The following is a 17,993-nucleotide window of genomic DNA, read 5'->3' on the forward strand; positions in this document are numbered from 1 at the left end:
CATATAATAAAGGCTGGCTGCTGAAGATTAAAATGCCGAGCGGTTTCGACCAGTTGACCAAGGGTTCCACTGCTTCAATGTGGCTTGAAAAGGAATATGAGAAGCTCCATCAAGACCTTGAGCTATCTTCCGGTATCACGATCACGGATGGCGGCGAGCTGATTGAAAATATCAACGAGCAGATCAACGCCGACGAATGGAGGTTTCTGATCTCGAAGTTCCTGGTCTGATCCGTTAACTAACGGTTTTTAAAAACCCGGACCATCCGCTAATCCCTCCTCTGATCGCGCCGTAACTGGCGGGGTCAGGGGAGGCCGTATTTTGCACTTGACATGGATTGATTAATATATACAATACGGGATTAACCTACTTACATGACCGCAGTATCCCGCGGTAAAAAAGGAGAGCACGTGAAAACAATTAACGCAAGATGTATCAATGTATTGATAATGCTGCTAATAACGGCGGTAATTGCGCTTGCTATGGATTCGAACGACCGCATAATATACGCGAAGTCAAACGATCAAACACGCCTGATCCCGAAGGTGCTGAACTATCAAGGTTATATCACGGACAACCTCGGCAATCCGATTACCAATCCCGGATTGGACATGACCTTTGCGATCTACAGTGCTTCATCCGGGGGAAATCAGTTGTGGACCGAGAATCAGAGTACGGCCGTTGACAAAGGCATTTTCAATGTCACGCTGGGTATTTTTACTCCGGTCCCAGATTCGATCTTCACCAAGTTCACGTACCCGTGGCTTGAATTATCGATCCTGGGCCAGGTTTTAACGCCGCGCACCAGGATCACCGCGGCCGGTTACGCTTATGCGGCGACCTACGCGGACACGGCCGCCGACTCAAGAAAGATACAGGGCAAGGATACGCTGGGTCTGGACGCGCGTTATGTTAACGAAGGGCAGGCCGCGGCCGGCAGCCTTACCGGTACTTATCCCAATCCCGGCATTGCCGATAATGCGGTAACGACTGCAAAGATCCTGGATACGGCCGTGACCATGGTGAAGATCGCGCGCGCCGGCGCTTCGACCAATCAGATCATAAAATGGAACGGCACGGCTTGGGCGCCAGGCGCGGATATCGGCACAGCGGATAATGATTGGGTATATGTGGTTTCAGACGGCGCGGACACGACGCTCCAGACCGGCGGTCGGTGGGGCATTGCCCGCAGCGGCAACACCCTTTACGGCAACGCGGACAGCACGCACGTTAATTTCGGCGTCGCCTGCACGACCGGATTTTCAGGCCAGAATTATAAATACTGTGCCGTGGGCGGCGGATTTAACAATGCCGCCGACTACCCCGTTGCGACCATAGGCGGCGGCGAAGGCAATCGGGCAACCAATACCTACGGAACCGTAGGCGGCGGATACAGGAACACGGCCGGCGGTTATATCTCGACCGTGGGCGGCGGATATAACAACAATGCCGGCGCTGCTTATACGTCTATTGGCGGCGGTAACAACAACGCTGCTACTAATTGGTATAGCACGATAAGCGGCGGCGTGAATAACATTGCCAGCTACAATTATGCAACGGTAAGCGGTGGATACAACAACACGGCTGGCGGCGACAACGCGACGGTTAGCGGCGGTTATCGCAACATTGCCAGCGCATCATATGCAACGGTCAACGGCGGCGCTGATAACACCGCCAGTGTTCAGTATGCGACCGTGGGCGGGGGGTATGCCGATACGGTCAAAGCCCTGTACGCCGGGATCTTAACCGGCTACAGCAATCTGGCCGGCGACGCGGCAAGCGATACGGCTGCGGTCGTAGCCGGCGGCTGGAACAATTCGGCAATCTCCAATTATGCGACCGTGGCGGGCGGACGGGAAAATGTCGCGACTTGTGAATATGCGACCGTGGCGGGCGGATGGGTCGATACGGCGAAAGGATTGTGGAGTGGCGTCGGGTCGGGTTACTCCAACCTTGCTGGCGATGCGCCGAGCGATACGGCTGCGGTCGTATCCGGCGGCTGGAATAATTCGGTAACGGCGTCCGGTGCATGCGTAAGTGGCGGACGGAATAATTTTGCTGGTGAAATTTATGCCGCGATCGCCGGCGGCGATTCCAATCGCACCACCGGAGCCTATGCAACCGTATCCGGTGGTTATCACAATGCGGCAAGCAATAGCGGCGCGACCGTGGGTGGAGGACTCGTGAATTTGGCCGGCGCTAATTATGCTACCATCGCCGGCGGTCGTAGTAACACGGTCAGCTCTTCCGATGCGACGATCGGCGGTGGCTATTGGAACGAAGTGACCGGAACTTACGCGACCGTCGGCGGCGGTTATTACAACGACGCGGACTCCATGTACGCCACTACGGGCGGGGGTGCATGGAACAACGCCGGAGGCATTGGCGCGACCGTGGGCGGGGGTTATAGCAATAATGCCGGATTTAACTATGCGACCATTGCCGGCGGTTATTGGAACCAGGCATACTGGCGCGCGACCGTCGGCGGCGGTGAAGTCAACTACGCTTTCGGCACGTATTCATTCATTGGCGGCGGGTCGCATAACACGGCCGATGCTTACGCGTCAGCGATTGCGGGAGGAGCATCTGGCACTGCCGGCGGCGTGTATTCGACCATCGGCGGCGGCATCGGCAATAGGACCGGTCTCGCAGCCGCTGATACGGCGGCGAGCGTGTCCGGCGGCTCCAACAATACCGCAAGTGCCAGGTATTCATATGTTGGCGGGGGGTCATACAATGCCGCCAGCGGTTTCTTTGCGGCGGCCGCCGGCGGCTATGCCGATACGGCAAAAGGCCATTACAGCGGCATCCTGTCCGGCAGCCTGAACGATGCCGGCAATGGAACGGAAGATACGGCCGCGGTCGTATCCGGCGGATGGAACAACAAGGTGAACGCAAAATACGCTTCGGTCGGGGGTGGATACGCGTGTCTCGCCGAATCGGCTTATGCTTCGGTCGCCGGCGGATACTGCGATTCCTCGATCGCCAACAACAGCTTCACGGCCGGCAATAACTCCACCGTGCCGGGCGGCTATGACAATTCAGTCGCCTTCAACGGGCAGACCGCCACTTCTTCAGGACAGACCCGCGTCGGGGCATTATCCAAAACCGGCGGATTGTTCACGATCGACCATCCGCTGGATCCGGAGAACAAGATCCTCAACCACTATTTTGTGGAGTCGCCGGATATGTCGAATATCTATTCCGGATCGGTGACATTGGACGCGACCGGACGCGCGATCGTCAATTTGCCTGAATACTTTGATGCTTTGAATAAAAATCCTCGCGCGCAGCTGACCGGCGTGGGTTCTGCGGACGTCGTGTACGTGGCCGATGATTTCAAGAACAATCGATTCGTGATCGGCGGTAAACCGGGTATGAAGGTTTATTGGAGCGTGACCGCGGACCGTAAGGACCCGTCAGCAGAGATCATAAGGATCATAATGCCCGTGGAACAACCCAAGACCGGAGGACTGGCGAACCGGTCGCTCGACGACGAATTCCTGGTCACGACCATGGCTCAGCTCGAGCACATGGGTAGATCATCGGGTTTTACGTTCCGGCACCTGTCGGAAAAAAACCGGTATGAAGAAATGAAAAAAATGACCAAGTAATGATCTCCGACATCTCTATGGGATAAACCGGCTGTTTCCGATTCTTGACAGACCACTATTTCTGTATATAATATAAATCATGGATAACATCAAAAAAGACAAGCATTTCATTGCAAAGATCGAAACGATCAGCAACCAAAAGATCAATGATTGTTATCAGTGTGGACGTTGCACAGCCGGTTGTCCATTTGCCGAATTCATGGACGAACCCCCGAACCGCGTGATCCGCATGATTCAGCTCGGTATGAAGCAGGATGTAATGAACACGCAGGGCCCATGGTTTTGTGCCGCGTGCCTGGTGTGCCAGGCACGGTGCCCGCGAGGTGTCGATATCCCGCGGCTTATGGAGGCGGTACGCACCGTGCACTTGCGCGCCAAAGAACAGATACTCGACATCGACAAGATCGACAAAGAACTGCTAAAAGACGCTCACCCGATCGTCCTGATGAGCGCCATGTACAAATTTTCGTATTGAGCTTTACGCATTTTGACCGTTCAATAAAATAAACAAGAGAAACCATGAAAATACCTTATTATCCGGGTTGTGACCTTTATACGAAAGCAAAGCCTTTGAACACGTCGATCAAGGCGTCGTTCAAAGCGCTCGACGTTGAATTACAGGAGCTTGCGCATTGGTATTGCTGCGGGACGACATTCACGCTGGCGCGTGATAACCGCATGTCTCTGATCGCGCCTTTGCGTGTGCTTGCCAAAGCTCAGAAGGAAAATGGTTCGCTACTTGTGCCGTGCTCGATCTGCTACAACACGCTTAAACGCGCAAACTACATCTTCAAGGAAGACCCCGAGGCGCTGAAGATTATCAACGAGCACCTGGAAGAGAACTACGACAGCTCGGAAAATATCGTGCACCCGTTCGAATTCCTCCGCGACCACAAAGATCTTTTAAAGGGTCGCGTGAAAAAAGACCTGAAGAACCTGAAGCTTGGATGTTATTACGGCTGCTATCTGCTCCGGCCCCACAAAGAGATCCAGTTCGACGACCCCGAGTCGCCGACCATGATCGAGGAGTTCGTCAGCCAACTGGGCGCGACACCGGTCAGTTTCCCGCTTAAAGTGGAATGCTGCGGGTCTTACCTGATCGTCAATTCACCCGACGCCGCGCTCGAAGCCACCTACCGCATCCTCAAGAACGCGAGGGGAGAGGGCGCTGACGCGATCATCACCTCCTGTCCGCTGTGCCACTACAATCTTGACACCCTTCAGAAAAAGATCGGTCTTAAATACTCCGGGTTCAAAACGATTCCTATCTTTTACTTCAGCCAGATCATGGCGATCGCCCTGGATATTCCAAAGGAGCACTGGGGTCTGGAACAGAATAAAGTTTCGCCAGACGGTTATTTGAAGGAGCATGGACTAGCATGAAAAAAATCGGTGTTTTTATCTGCCATTGCGGCATCAATATTGCCAAGACGGTCAACGTGGAAGCCTTGGCCGAGGAATTGAAAAAATATCCAGGCGTCGTGCATGTCGAAAATTATAAGTACATGTGTTCCGATCCTGGTCAGAATCTCGTTGTCAACGCGATCAAAGATAAAGGTCTGGACGCGGTGGTCGTAGCCGCGTGCTCACCGACTTTGCATGAGAACACCTTCCGGGGTGTTGCGGAACGCGGCGGTTTGAACCGCTACGTGTGCGAAATGGCGAACATCCGGGAACAGTGCTCGTGGGTCCACGAGGATCCCGTGGTCGCAACCCGCAAGGCCGGCATCATCATTAAAACGATTATCGAGAAGGTCCGGCTGAACGAATCACTGGAACCGATCTTCGTCGACGTAACCCGCCGAGCGCTGGTCGTCGGCGCCGGCATCGCCGGTATGCAGACCGCGCTTGATATCGCCAACGCGGGCGTGGAGACTATCTTGATCGACCGTTCTCCGGCGATCGGCGGCCGCATGGCGCAGCTGTCCGAAACGTTCCCGACGCTCGACTGCTCGCAGTGTATCTTGACACCCAGGATGGTCGAGGTCGTGCAGAATCCCAAGATTAAGCTCCTGACCTATTCCGAGATCGAAGAGGTTTCGGGCACCGTGGGTAATTTTAAGGTCAAAGTCCGGAGAAAATCGCCGTATGTCGACTGGGATAAATGCAACGGCTGCGGCGATTGCGACATTGTCTGCCCGGTGCGATTGCCCAATGAATTCGACTGCGACCTTTCCGATCGCAAGGCGATCTACCGCCCGTTCCCGCAGGCGGTCCCCAACCGGTTCACGATCTCCAAGACCGGCCACCCACCGTGCCGTTCCGCCTGTCCCGCTGAAGTTAATGCCCAGGGATACGTGGCCTTGATCCGCGCCGGTAAGTACAAGGAAGCACTGGCACTGGAACGCGAGGACAATCCGTTCGCAAGCGTTTGCGGCCGGGTGTGCAATCACCCCTGCGAATTCGAATGCGTACGGCGCGATGTGGAAGAACCGATCGCGATCGCGTCCCTCAAACGTTTCGCCGCGGATAAAGGCGATTATCCGCTGGAACAAAAAAATCCGACCGGCGACCGGATTGCGGTCATTGGTTCTGGTCCAGCCGGCCTTTCCTGCGCCTATTTTCTCGCCCGTAAGAACTACCGGGTGACGGTATACGAATCCGAAAAGGTGGTTGGTGGTCTTTTAAGCTGGGCAATCCCCAATTTTCGCCTGCCACCGAAGGAACTTCAGAAAGACATCGATTACATCAAGTCATGGGGCGTAGAGATCATGACCGGCGTGAAGGTCGGCACTGATGTTGCCATGAACCAGTTGAAAAAAGAATTCAAGGCGGTTTTCATCGGCACCGGAGCGCATGAGGAATTGAAACTGAATATTGACGGCGAGAAGCTCAAAGGCGTGGAGCATTGCGTGAGCTTCCTGAAGGACGTTAACCTGGGCAATCAGGTCAAGGTAGGTAAGCGTGTGGCGGTGATCGGCGGCGGCAACGCGGCGATCGACTGTGCCCGCGTCGCCAAACGGATGGGCAGCGATCATGTGACGATCCTGTACCGCCGGTCGCGCAACGAAATGCCCGCCAATGCCTGGGAAGTCGAAGAAGCCCTTAAAGAAGACGTTAAGATTGAGTTCCTGGTGGCACCGATACGTATCCTGGGCACGGCGAGTGTGCAGGAGATCGAATGCATCCGCATGGAACTGGGCGCGCCCGATGCCAGCGGCCGGAGAAGGCCGATACCGTTGCCGGGCTCCGAATTCAAGGTTCCGATCGATACCGTGATCGTGGCAATATCCCAGAAACCCACTCTGGAATGGTTGAGCGACGACTATAACCTGACCAGGTGGCAGACGCTGTCGGTGGACGCCGAAACGCTGATGACCAGCGTGCCTGGCGTCTTTGCGGGAGGCGACAATGTCTCCGGACCGGCAACCGTGATCGAAGCTGTGGCCGCCGGTAAGAACGCGGCGCTCGGTATCGACGCCTACGTCAAAGGCACCAAGATCGTGCGCAAAAAATGGCCGGTGGCACGTCCGGATCTCGATGATGTGAAGCTGACGCCCCGACACGCCCGCGCTGAAATGCCGAGGCTTGACAAAGCAAAGCGCGGCGGTTTTGAGGAAGTGGAACTGGGATTCGATGAAAAGACCGCTCAAGCCGAGGCGGATCGCTGCCTGAACTGCGCGCTGTGCAGCGAATGCATGGAGTGCGTCAAGGTCTGTCAGCCCGCTGCCATCGATCACAACCTCGAAGATAGGATCGTGGAATTCGAGGTCGGCGCGATCGTCGCGGCGCCCGGATACGACACCTACGATGCCGATAAACTCAAGGAATACGGCTATGGCACACTGCCGGACGTGATCACATCTCTGCAGTTCGAGCGTCTCCTGAGTGCGTCCGGTCCGACGTCGGGCGAGGTCAAGCGGCCCTCGGATGGCGCGGTCCCCAAACGCGTCGTGTTCATTCAGTGTGCTGGTTCACGGGACAAAGAAAATCATCTTGAATACTGTTCGAAGATATGCTGCATGTACACGGCGAAACACGCGATACTATATCGGCACCGCGTACACGATGGCGAGCCGGTGATATTCTACATCGATGTCCGCACGCCGGGCAAGGGTTTCGAGGAGTTCTATAACCGCGCGACCGACGAAGGCGCCGTCTACATCCGCGGCAAGGTGTCAAAGGTCTACCAGGATAATGGCAAGATCATCGTTTTGGGCGCGGATACGCTGCTGGGTAAAAAGGTCGAGATCGAAGCCGACCTGGTCGTACTCGCAGTCGGCGTCGTTCCCAGTCAGGGCATCGAAGAGCTGGCGCGGAAACTGAAGATCCAGGTTGATACTAACAAATTCCTGTCCGAAGCCCATGCCAAGCTGAGGCCAGTCGAGAGTCTGAACCTCGGCATCTACATCGCAGGCGCAGCCCAAGGACCCAAGGACATTCCCGAAGTCGTGGCGCAGGCGTCTGGCGCAGCGAGCAAAGCCATCGGCATCCTGTCGCAGCCCAAGATCGCCTTCGAACCGACGATCGCCGGCGTCAATACTGATGAGTGCAGCGGCTGTGGCGTCTGCATAACCGTGTGTCCGTTCAACGCGCGAGAAATGGACAAGGAAAAAATGGTGGCGAAAGTCCATGAAGCGTTGTGCCAGGGATGCGGCGCCTGTAGCGCTGCCTGCCCGTCGGGCGCAGCCCAGCACCGAAACCTAACGGATAAACAGGTTGAGAGCATGATCTCCTCAGCCGTGCAGTGACCGGGATCCGAATGCTTGACCATAAGGCCGGCGAAATGAATTCGTGCCGAAAACAGCATTAAGGGGGTTTATGAGAAAATACGAAGCGATGTTCTTGTTCAGTCCAAAAGTGGAAGATGACAAGATCGATAAAGAGATAAAAACCGTGGAGAAAGTGATCGGGGACGTCGGTGAAGGCACGGTGCGCGCGGACTACCTTGGCAAAAAAAACCTTGCATACCCAGTTGCCAAGCAGAATGAAGCGCACTATGTTTGCTACACCTTCGATGCGAAGCCTTCGGCGATCCTCACCATCAAGCAGGAGTTAAAGCACTCGAGCACGATCCTGCGTTCGGTCTTTTTTCTCAAGGAGAACTGATCATGGCACAGCTCCGTTTGGGTTATTTGAACTCGGTTTTGATGATTGGCCGTCTGGTTGCCGATCCTGAACTGCGGTATACGCAGAAAGGCGCGCCGGTATGCGATTTCCGGCTTGCCTGCTCGCGGCGATACAAGAACAAGGAGACCAACGAGGTTCAAGAAGAAACCTTGTTCATCAATGTGGTCGCGTGGCGCCGGCAGGCTGAACTGGTCAATGATTATCTAAAGAAAGGAAGCGCGATCCTGGTCGAAGGAAGACTGCGTTCCCGCCAGTGGGAAACCAATCAGGGCGAAAAGCGTTCAGCGATCGAGGTTGTCGCGCACCGTATCCAATTTTTGGACGCGCCAGCCGGAGGCGGTGCTGGAGGCGGTGCTGGCAGTGGAGCTGAAAGCGGCGGTCAGGCCAGTGAAGGCCATGTTGAGACCGAACCCGAGGCAGATATCAAAGACGAAGCCGAAGGGGATACGCCATTCTGATAAAAATAGCGGATACGGGGCTAAGGGGATATGTGGATATGAGAAATCAGAGAAGCCAAAAAGCCAAATTACTGTAGGGCAGGGCTTTAGCCTTGCGAAAGGGAGAAGATAAGGAATGGCTAGAAAATGTCGTTTTTGCAAAGATAAAGTCACCATTATTGACTATAAGAATATATCGGTTCTCAAAGGCTGTGTTAACGAACGAGGTAAAATACTGCCTGCCCGGATAACCAAACTGTGTTCCTACCATCAAAGGAGACTAACACTAGCAGTAAAGCGAGCGCGGGAAGTGGCACTTTTGCCGTATGAGGTTAAATAAAAAGAGCGAATGGAACGAATGTTAACTAATGAGCCGAATAAGGAAACGGCGGATTTATGCAATCCGCTGTCATTCGCATTATTCGTGGCTCCAAAGGAGCTATTATGAAAGTAATCCTATTGAAGGAACTGGAAAAGCATGGTAAACCGTATGACACGATCGAAGTAAAAAAAGGCTTTGCCCGAAACTATCTTTTCCCCAGAAAGATCGCGATAGAAGCAACTCCTGGGAATATAAAAGGTCTTAAGAAATCACTTGAACGTTTTTCTCAACAAGCCGAGCGGATAAGAAGAAAAAGCATGAGCTTAGCGGAAAAAATTAACACGCTAACATTAAAAACCACGATCAAGATGGGGATCGATGGCAAATCTTTTGGTAGTATAACTTCCCAAAATCTGGTCGATATGGTAAATAAAGAAGAGATCGAGATCAATAAAAAATGGGTATCTCTGGACGAGCCCATAAAACATCCGGGCATCTATGATGTCGAAGTGAACCTGCCGGAAAAAGTCAAGGCGATCTTCAAGCTGGTCGTGGTGGCAGAAGGCGAAGAAGGAGAAACGGAGAAGCAGGGATGAGGAATTAACTCGTAAGAGTTTTATAAAAGCCTTACGGTTTAAGTCCAGGATATGCAAAAATGAAGAGAACTGGATATCAGGGTATCAGTGTTTTCGGTAACGACAATAACGATCTTAACGCTTTAAACGATCCGAACGATTAAGGAGCAGCATGGAAGTAATCGTCAGCGGCGTGATCGAAGACCAGCAACTTAATACGTACGTTGTTCTGCTCAAGGAAAAACATGGTGAAAGGACCCTGCCCATATGGATCGGCGAGAATGAGGCGATGGCGATCGCGGTTGCCCTTGAGGGGATCAAGTCGCCCCGTCCCATGACGCATGATCTTATTAAAATAATCATCGACGCGGTGGAAGCCCGGCTTGTAAAGACCGACATTGTCGACCTCAGCAACGAGACTTATTACGCAAAGATCTACATTGAAACTGACGGCAAGCTCATCGGTATCGATGCCCGACCGTCGGATTCGATTGCGCTGGCCCTGCGGGCGAATTCGATCATTAACGTTCATGACGAGATCATGAACAAAAACGGCGTTGTTTTCCAGGGCGATACGGCGTCGGACGAGTTCAAACGGCGGTTGAGAGGGACCAAACCGGAAGAATTTGGCAAGTACAACCTTAAATAAAACCGCAGGCCGTAGGCCGTGATCCGCAGGCCGAAAGATGAAGATCAAAGGACTGCAAACGGCATACCATAACCCTTAGGCCGAATACCAGGCATGAAAATATCACCCATCGAGAAAAAGATCAGCGCTAATCTGATATTACTACGGGACAAGCCGGTCAGTCAGATCCTTGTACCCAAAAACGAGATCATCGCGCTACCGCACGACATGACGCTCGAGAAAGCGATCGAGATCTACCGGCAGAGTCGCTACACGCGGTATCCGGTTTTCCATTTAAACCCGGACGTGGTCGTCGGCGTACTCCATGTCAATGACGTAGTATCTTTCTGGAAAAATTATGCGCATAGCCCGGTAGTGGAATTCTGCCGCCTGCCGCATTTTGTCTACGAACACCGATCGGTATTGGAAGCGCTGATGGATCTTCAGGCATCCAACACTTCGCTCGGCATAGTTATCGACGAGTTCGGCGCCGTGACCGGACTGGTCTCGATGGATGCCATCCTGAGCGCGATCATTGGGGATTTCAGCGATGAGTTTAAGACCGACCGCGACAAGCGGGTATGGTTCGAAAAGAAATCGGATCGTGAGAGCATCGTACACGGACGAATTCGTCTGGATGAATTCGCTCGTGAATATGGCATGACGATCCGCGAGCCGGACGCGGCAACGCTCGCCGGGTTCATAATAAAACAGCTCGACCGCATTCCCAAGACAGGGGAAGAAGTGATATATAAGAACCTTAAGTTCACGGTCCTGGCATGCACAAAGCGGACCGTGACCAAAGTGAAAGTGGAAAGAATATGATCAAGACCGCATACCGCAGGCGGTAAACGGTAAGCCGTGGGTCAAAATGTAGGGCATGGCTTTAGCCATGCGTCAAAGGGCACGTGACAAAGGATATAGACAAACCCAAGGAAACGCTCGGCGATATCAAGGCCAACTGGGAGGAATTTGCCCGCCGTGATCCACTCTGGTCGATTCTTCCGTTTCCCGAGAAAAAGAATAACCGCTGGACGATCCAGGAGCTTTTCCAAAATGGTGATCATGAGATCGACCACATCACGGATTACCTGCGCAATAAAAAAATTCCCATGCGCTACGGCGCAATGCTTGACTTCGGATGCGGGGTCGGGCGCCTAACCCAGGCATGCAGCCGTTATTTCGATAAATGCGTTGGCATCGATATCTCCGAAGGCATGATCGAACTCGCTCGGGAATTCAATGCGCATAACGAAAAATGCGTGTTCGCGGTCAATAACTCGACCGACCTATCGATTTTTGAGCGTGACAGCTTTGACATGATCTATTCCAACATCGTGTTCCAGCATATCCCACCCGTATATACAAAGGGATATATCCGCGAATTCCTGCGTGTTATCCGTAACGAAGGGGTGATCATGTTCCAAATAACCGTGGCCGAAGTGCCCAAGGTTGGCACGAAACTGAGAAGCCTGCTGAAACGGGCGGTACCCAAGGCGCTGCGCCATCTGTACAAGAAATATAAATACGGGACCTGGGCGATAAAGGATATGTACTGCATAGACCGTAAAGAACTCGATACTTTCATCGCTGATAATAACGGCGAAATAATCGACGTAGTCGACGATCCTTCGTCGCTGCCACGGTATATGGGGGTAAGGTACTGCGTAAGAAGAAAAAGTTAATAGTTATTGGTAAATAGTATATAGCAAGTATTATGCAGTAAAACCTAATAAACGATCCTAACAAAATTAACGATATTAACGAACCTAACGTTTTTACCTTCATAGTTGACACCATAAACATTTTGTTTATAATCACGTGTGATCATTGATCCTATTGATATTAAATTGATCCGCCAGCTTGAGCTTCAGGGCAGCATCTCCATACCTGATATTATCGCCAAATTTCACATACCCAAGGATGAGATCTTGCTGCGTATCAAGAATTTTGAGGAAGCAGGGTTCATCTCCGGATATGGCCTCAAGGTTTCGGTGCCAAACCTCCTGGGTGGGAAATGGTACTTGTGCTGCGCTTTCACCGAGGCAAGGGTTCAGGCAAAACCCGAAACGTTAGTACCGCTTCTCGAGGAGAAAATCGAGAACATGACATTCCCGGCAGGGATATCGCCCAACCTTTCGTTTCTCTTTTACACCCAAGATCTTAAAGATTCTTACAAGATCATCAATAAAATGCCCGGACTAGATTACGCTGAAATTTACAAGGTTAACGAATACAGTGTGACGATCCCGGTACTGCTCTCATCCGAGGACCAGGAATTGATGTTGAAATTATGCGACATGAAGCTTGACTACCAGCGCATCAATACTATCATTTTCGAACCGCAGACCGATACCGAAGTGAAATACAGCCGCCTGATCTGGCATAAACGAAACCGGCACGGGGTCATTACTATTTTTCCCCAGCTGAACTGGAACGTTGTGAACAATTACGCCCATCTCCATGTCGCCGTGTCCACCGCCATCCGCAGCCGCGAGTTGAGAAAGATGATCGGCAGTCTTGGTTTTTCCGCTAATCTCACCGCCAAGTTCAAAAAACGGTTTCTCCAGGTCGAATTCGACATCTGGGGATTTTCCGATATGCAGCAGATCATCGCCGCGCTCGACACCATCAAGCGGCTCGAGATCGTCGGCTGTTCTTTCGCGCACCGGAACATCATCTGCGACGGATGGCTGAAAGGATTCATTGAGCATCGCATCTAAGCATCGGTCCGCCGTTACCACGTTCGTCGCCTTTATCGCTGCCGTTACAATCCTTAACACTACCGGGTGTCCGAGCCGGAAAAAAGAAGCGCCAAAACCCGTGATCAGCAGTATCTTCACAACGATCAAACGGGGAGAAACAATCGACAATGCATTGAAGCGGCTGATGAACCAGGAACAGGCGGTGGCCGTGGTGATCGCGCTGCAAAACGTGGATTTTCCATTCCGGCGCTGCCTGCCCGAAGACACGCTTACCCTCGTTAAATGTGACAACGCGTTCGCGAAACTTATATACAAACAGAGTCCGACCATTATTTATTATGTAGAACAGGCGAGCCCATACATGACCGTGGCTATGAAATGTCCTTTTATCGACAAGATCATATGTTGTATGCAGGGGTCGATCAAATCAACCCTTTATGAAGCAATGATCGACCAGGGTGAAAAACCGGAGTTGATCTACCGGTTCGCCGATATCTTCGGTTGGGAGATCGATTTTACGACCGAAACCCAGAAAGGAGATTCGTTCTTCCTGATGCTTGAAAAATCTTACTGCGATTCCATCTTGATCGGATATTCGAGCATACCGATCGTCCGCTATAAAGGCGAGATCGGCGATTATTACGGCGTATACTTCCTGGACCGCGACGGCTATGACGACTACTACAACCGCAAGGGCGAATCGCTGCGCAAATCGCTGCTTAAATCACCGCTTAAATATTCACATATCAGTTCATATTTTACCAAGAACCGTTACCATCCGATCCTGAAGAGGTGGCGACCGCATCATGGTCTTGACTACAGCGCGCCGACCGGAACACCGGTGTCTTCGATTGGCGACGGCACGGTCACTTACAAGGGGTGGAAAGGCGGGTATGGCAATCTCGTCGAAATAAGGCACAAAAACGGATTTAAGACCAGGTATGGTCATCTGTCCCGTTTTGCCAAGGGTGTGAGCAGCGGCAGCAGGGTCAAGATGGGGGAGATCGTCGGCTACGTCGGGAGCACCGGGCTTTCGACCGGTCCGCACCTTCATTTTGAGCTGCACAAGGACGGCTCGCCGATCAATCCCATGAAAGTGAAGTTGCCGCGCGCGCCATCGATTAAAACCGCCTGCCTGAAAGAATTCAAGGCGCAAGGAGATTCCTTGGTGGCGTCGCTGCAGTCGGGGTTAAACAAGACCGTGGCGGTGCAGGACAAAAAAGATTGAATGGAAGAAGGTAAGGGGATGCGACGAAGGGAGTTAACTCGTAAGAGTTTTATGAAAGTCTTACGGTTTAAATCCAATAGGTTAATAAACGTAATTGCGAACAAGGGGATACTAAAATAAGGGGGTGCGATGCCCATTCATCTGAAGGTCAATAAAGATGATTATGCCAGGACCGTACTCGTGGTCGGAGACCCGGCCAGGGCCGAGCTTATCCAGGGTCTTTTTAAAAATTCGCGGCTCGTGAACAAGAACCGGGGGCTGCTGGGCTATACCGGGACCTACAACGGCAAACCAATCTCTGTACAGACCACCGGTATCGGCTGCCCATCCACCTCGATCGTGATCGAAGAACTGATCCAGTGCGGTGTCACCAGAATAATCCGGGTCGGGACCTGTGGCGGCATCGGCGAACAGGTCAAGGCCCTTGATTACGTAGCCGCCCTGTCGGCTGCGCCCGAGGACGGCGCTACTCGTACCTACCTGAACGGCGAACCGGTGGCACCTTACGCAACATTCACGATTCTGAGAACCGCGTACGATATTGCGCAGAAAATGAAAATGCCATTTCATTTCGGCGGCGTTGCCAGCGTCGATGTTTTCTATAATCCCTTCCCGGATTATGTTGCGCGCCTGCGCGGCAAGGGAATACTTGCAGTCGAAATGGAAACAAGCCTGATCTATTACCTCGCCAACCGCAGCAAGATCGAAGCCGCATCATTTCTCCTGGTATCGGATGTGGTCGGCGGCGGCGAGAGCTTCACGAAATACGTAACCGACGAAGCTTTAAGGCAGGGTGAAGACCGTTTGGGAAAATTCGTCCTGGACGTATGCGATAATTTAAACGGCTAAGAGTTTCGCGAATGAGACGAGTTAAAGAATCAAATTTATCGAATTAACGGATGCAAATATGACGAATGCAGGATTCGCGTTATTCGCTATCATTCGTGCTATTCGTTTTTCAAGGAGGTATCATGGATAGATGGCGTTGTGGAGTCTGCGGTTATGTTTATGATTCGAGCGTGGGAGACCCCGAAGCGGGCATCGGGCCGGGCATCTTGTTCGAAGAACTGTCGGATTCATGGGGTTGTCCCGACTGCGGGTCTGAAAAGGAATTTTTTGAGCAGTGCGAGGATGACGGCAGTTTGCCTGGGGATACATACAACGAACCGACCTAAAGTAAGCCGTCATGCGCACCGGTTAAAATACCGCAAGAATCCCCATGATACGCGAATGCCTTAACGAAGCGAAGATATTAATGGCGCTGGAAGAACCGGATTACCGGCACCTGATCGAGCGGATGCTGAAGCACAGTGCGCTGATCGATGCCGCGGATAGCAGACGGGTTTGCGACCAGATTTTGGAACGCGACCAACGCATGCCAACGGCGCTGGGCAAAAGGATCGCGGTACCGAGGTACATCAGCGACCAGATCGATCATAACGAGATAATCGTAGCGATCAACCCGGCCGGCTTACCCGCCGTCAGCAGCGACCAGAAGCCGGTCAAGATACTTTTTTTATTGTTGCTCTCGGCCACTACGGCATATGCCGATGTCCTGGCCCAATGTCTCCGGCTGCTCAATGACGACGCGATCAAGGAAGAGCTTATGAAAGCAAAGGATGCGCCCGAGGTCTATCGGATCATCCAGCGCTGGGAGCAAGATTGAACAGGAGGATCAGCTGGACAATCTTGCTCATCTGGACCGCCGTCGTTTTTGTGCTCACCGGCTATCCGACACTGGAAGCTCCGAAGATCAAGGAATTGCCGATCGACAAGGTTTATCATTTCACCATATTTTTTGTTCTCGGTCTGCTTGCGGTCCGTATTTTCAAACTCAGGGGATATCTGATCTTCTGCGGGATCGCCGTCATCCTGGCCGAGATCCAGCAAATATGGATACCGGGTCGGGATTTTGAACTACTGGACATTGTCGCCGGTATAATAGGATTTGTCGTTGCCGATATCATTTTTTTGATTACCCAAAGGAGGCGGGCGCGCCATGAACTATCAAAAGCCTAAAGGCACCAGAGATATTACCGGACATGAGCTCAGGCGGATCGAAGAGACTAATGCCCGGGCACGCTCTTTCTTCAGACAAAATGGTTATCAGGAGATCAGAACCCCTACTTTTGAATTCGCCGAACTGTTCACAAGGTCGATCGGAGAAGCGACCGATATCGTGGAAAAGGAAATATATAGTTTCGCGATCGACAAGCGCGTGTACGTACTCAGACCCGAAGGCACGGCTTCGGTGCTTCGGGCCGTGATCGAGAATAAACTTGCGATACCAGCAAAATTTCTGTATATCGGCGCGATGTTTAGAAAAGATAAACCGCAGAAAGGCCGGTACCGTGAATTTCTGCAGATCGGGATCGAAAACATCGGCAAAGCCGATCCTTTTTATGACGCGGAAACGGTGCTTATGGGGAAGGAGTTCCTTAACCGCGTGGGTACAAGTGATTTTACGATCCATGTAAATTCGATCGGTTGTCCCGAGTGCCGTAAAGGTTACAAGGAAATATTGAAAATTTACCTCATGCCACGGTTCGCCAGCCTTTGCGAGGACTGCCAGCGGCGTTTTGAAAAGAACTTCCTGCGCATCTTTGACTGCAAACAGGATGCCTGTCAGAAGATCTTCTCGCCGGCGCCGATGATCACGGATCATCTTTGCACGGAATGCCGCGAGCATTACGCTGCGGTGAAGAGTTATATGAAAGAATTCGGCATTGACTACGCTGAGGATAAAAAACTAGTTCGTGGGCTTGACTATTACACCAGGACGGTGTTTGAATTCAAGTTGCCGGGGCTGGGAGCGCAGGATACTTTCCTGGCAGGTGGTCGCTATGACCTGCTGATGAAAGAACTTGGCGGCGACGATGTCCCGTGCATCGGATGGGCCATGGGTGTGGACCGCACGCTGCTAGCGCTTCCCGAAGACATGCCGGCAATGGACAAACAAACAGCGCTCTTTATCGCAGTTATGGGGGAGAGGTTCACCAAAAAATTGATCGAGATAAGAAGGATGATTGACAGCAAAAATTTTGTATGTCACATGGGTAATCCAGGCGCCTCGATAAAAAACCAGATGAAAGACGCGAACCGTTTTGGAGCCCAGTATGTTGTGATTTACGGCGAGGATGAGGATAAGAACGGATACTACACTGTGAAGAACATGGAGTCGGGCGAGCAGGTCCAGGTGATGAAAGCGGACCTGGAGAAATTTGTTAAAAACGTCGTTTGAAGTGCGAAATTCTAATATCTAAATCCTAAACAAATTCAAAATCCAAAATCCCAATGTTTAAAACAGTTTGGGATTTAGAAAATTAGTGCTTTGTTATTATTCCGGATTTAGAATTTGAAAAAGAAAACCCCCCGCCCGTCCCAGAAGGGATAAGCGAGGGGTTGACTTTTAAT

At 52.1% G+C, this 17,993-nt stretch carries 18 protein-coding genes and 1 pseudogene; all 19 read left to right on the forward strand.

What is annotated here, in order from left to right; genetic code table 11:
- Positions 1 to 230: hypothetical protein (locus VF399_11840; protein ID HEX7321030.1), on the forward strand; the 230-nt coding region annotated here is incomplete at its 5' end.
- Positions 231 to 410: 180 nt separating this feature from the next.
- Positions 411 to 3,614, forward strand: coding sequence for a hypothetical protein (locus VF399_11845; protein ID HEX7321031.1), 3,204 nt, complete (start codon positions 411 to 413; stop codon positions 3,612 to 3,614).
- Positions 3,615 to 3,693: 79 nt separating this feature from the next.
- The gene (locus tag VF399_11850; GenBank protein HEX7321032.1) at positions 3,694 to 4,089 is read left to right on the forward strand and encodes a 4Fe-4S dicluster domain-containing protein; all 396 of its coding nucleotides are present in this window, start codon (positions 3,694 to 3,696) and stop codon (positions 4,087 to 4,089) included.
- A gap of 44 nt (positions 4,090 to 4,133) precedes the next feature.
- Complete coding sequence (locus VF399_11855) at positions 4,134 to 4,997, forward strand: CoB--CoM heterodisulfide reductase iron-sulfur subunit B family protein (GenBank protein ID HEX7321033.1); 864 nt, start codon at positions 4,134 to 4,136, stop codon at positions 4,995 to 4,997.
- The gene (locus tag VF399_11860) at positions 4,994 to 8,305 is read left to right on the forward strand and encodes an FAD-dependent oxidoreductase (GenBank protein HEX7321034.1); all 3,312 of its coding nucleotides are present in this window, start codon (positions 4,994 to 4,996) and stop codon (positions 8,303 to 8,305) included. Before VF399_11855 ends, VF399_11860 begins: the two co-directional genes overlap by 4 nt.
- 70 nt (positions 8,306 to 8,375) lie before the next feature.
- Positions 8,376 to 8,663 carry a 30S ribosomal protein S6 gene (gene rpsF / locus VF399_11865; GenBank protein ID HEX7321035.1) on the forward strand — a complete coding sequence of 96 codons (288 nt, stop codon included), beginning with the start codon at positions 8,376 to 8,378 and terminating at the stop codon, positions 8,661 to 8,663.
- A gap of 2 nt (positions 8,664 to 8,665) precedes the next feature.
- Positions 8,666 to 9,142: a single-stranded DNA-binding protein gene (gene ssb, locus VF399_11870; GenBank protein HEX7321036.1), complete on the forward strand. Its 477-nt coding sequence runs from the start codon at positions 8,666 to 8,668 to the stop codon at positions 9,140 to 9,142.
- A 115-nt stretch (positions 9,143 to 9,257) separates the two neighbouring features.
- Positions 9,258 to 9,461, forward strand: coding sequence for a 30S ribosomal protein S18 (rpsR, locus tag VF399_11875; protein HEX7321037.1), 204 nt, complete (start codon positions 9,258 to 9,260; stop codon positions 9,459 to 9,461).
- A 104-nt stretch (positions 9,462 to 9,565) separates the two neighbouring features.
- On the forward strand, positions 9,566 to 10,039 hold the full coding sequence (gene rplI, locus VF399_11880; GenBank protein ID HEX7321038.1) for a 50S ribosomal protein L9: 474 nt from the start codon (positions 9,566 to 9,568) through the stop codon (positions 10,037 to 10,039).
- A gap of 151 nt (positions 10,040 to 10,190) precedes the next feature.
- A complete protein-coding gene (locus VF399_11885; GenBank protein HEX7321039.1) occupies positions 10,191 to 10,667 on the forward strand; it encodes a bifunctional nuclease family protein in 477 nt (158 codons plus the stop codon).
- Between the two features lie 93 nt (positions 10,668 to 10,760).
- Complete coding sequence (locus VF399_11890; GenBank protein HEX7321040.1) at positions 10,761 to 11,471, forward strand: transporter associated domain-containing protein; 711 nt, start codon at positions 10,761 to 10,763, stop codon at positions 11,469 to 11,471.
- Positions 11,472 to 11,554: 83 nt separating this feature from the next.
- Positions 11,555 to 12,331, forward strand: a complete 777-nt coding sequence (locus VF399_11895) for a class I SAM-dependent methyltransferase (GenBank protein ID HEX7321041.1) — start codon at positions 11,555 to 11,557, stop codon at positions 12,329 to 12,331.
- 138 nt (positions 12,332 to 12,469) lie between these two features.
- Complete coding sequence (locus tag VF399_11900) at positions 12,470 to 13,369, forward strand: Lrp/AsnC family transcriptional regulator (GenBank protein ID HEX7321042.1); 900 nt, start codon at positions 12,470 to 12,472, stop codon at positions 13,367 to 13,369.
- Complete coding sequence (locus VF399_11905; GenBank protein HEX7321043.1) at positions 13,353 to 14,579, forward strand: peptidoglycan DD-metalloendopeptidase family protein; 1,227 nt, start codon at positions 13,353 to 13,355, stop codon at positions 14,577 to 14,579. The genes VF399_11900 and VF399_11905 overlap by 17 nt, the downstream gene beginning before the upstream one ends.
- A 129-nt stretch (positions 14,580 to 14,708) precedes the next feature.
- Entirely contained in the window at positions 14,709 to 15,428 is a 720-nt protein-coding gene (locus VF399_11910) for a purine-nucleoside phosphorylase (protein ID HEX7321044.1), read from the forward strand.
- Positions 15,429 to 15,550: 122 nt separating this feature from the next.
- Positions 15,551 to 15,712 (forward strand): annotated as a pseudogene (locus tag VF399_11915) (rubredoxin).
- Positions 15,713 to 15,798: 86 nt separating this feature from the next.
- Complete coding sequence (locus tag VF399_11920; GenBank protein HEX7321045.1) at positions 15,799 to 16,245, forward strand: PTS sugar transporter subunit IIA; 447 nt, start codon at positions 15,799 to 15,801, stop codon at positions 16,243 to 16,245.
- Positions 16,242 to 16,598: a VanZ family protein gene (locus VF399_11925; GenBank protein HEX7321046.1), complete on the forward strand. Its 357-nt coding sequence runs from the start codon at positions 16,242 to 16,244 to the stop codon at positions 16,596 to 16,598. The genes VF399_11920 and VF399_11925 overlap by 4 nt, the downstream gene beginning before the upstream one ends.
- Positions 16,579 to 17,820: a histidine--tRNA ligase gene (hisS, locus tag VF399_11930; protein ID HEX7321047.1), complete on the forward strand. Its 1,242-nt coding sequence runs from the start codon at positions 16,579 to 16,581 to the stop codon at positions 17,818 to 17,820. The genes VF399_11925 and hisS overlap by 20 nt, the downstream gene beginning before the upstream one ends.
- The last annotated feature ends 173 nt before the right edge of the window (positions 17,821 to 17,993 follow it).

It is taken from the genome of bacterium (assembly GCA_036382775.1).
Lineage (GTDB): Bacteria > Hydrothermota > Tepidihabitantia > SM23-42 > JAOAFX01 > DASVHD01.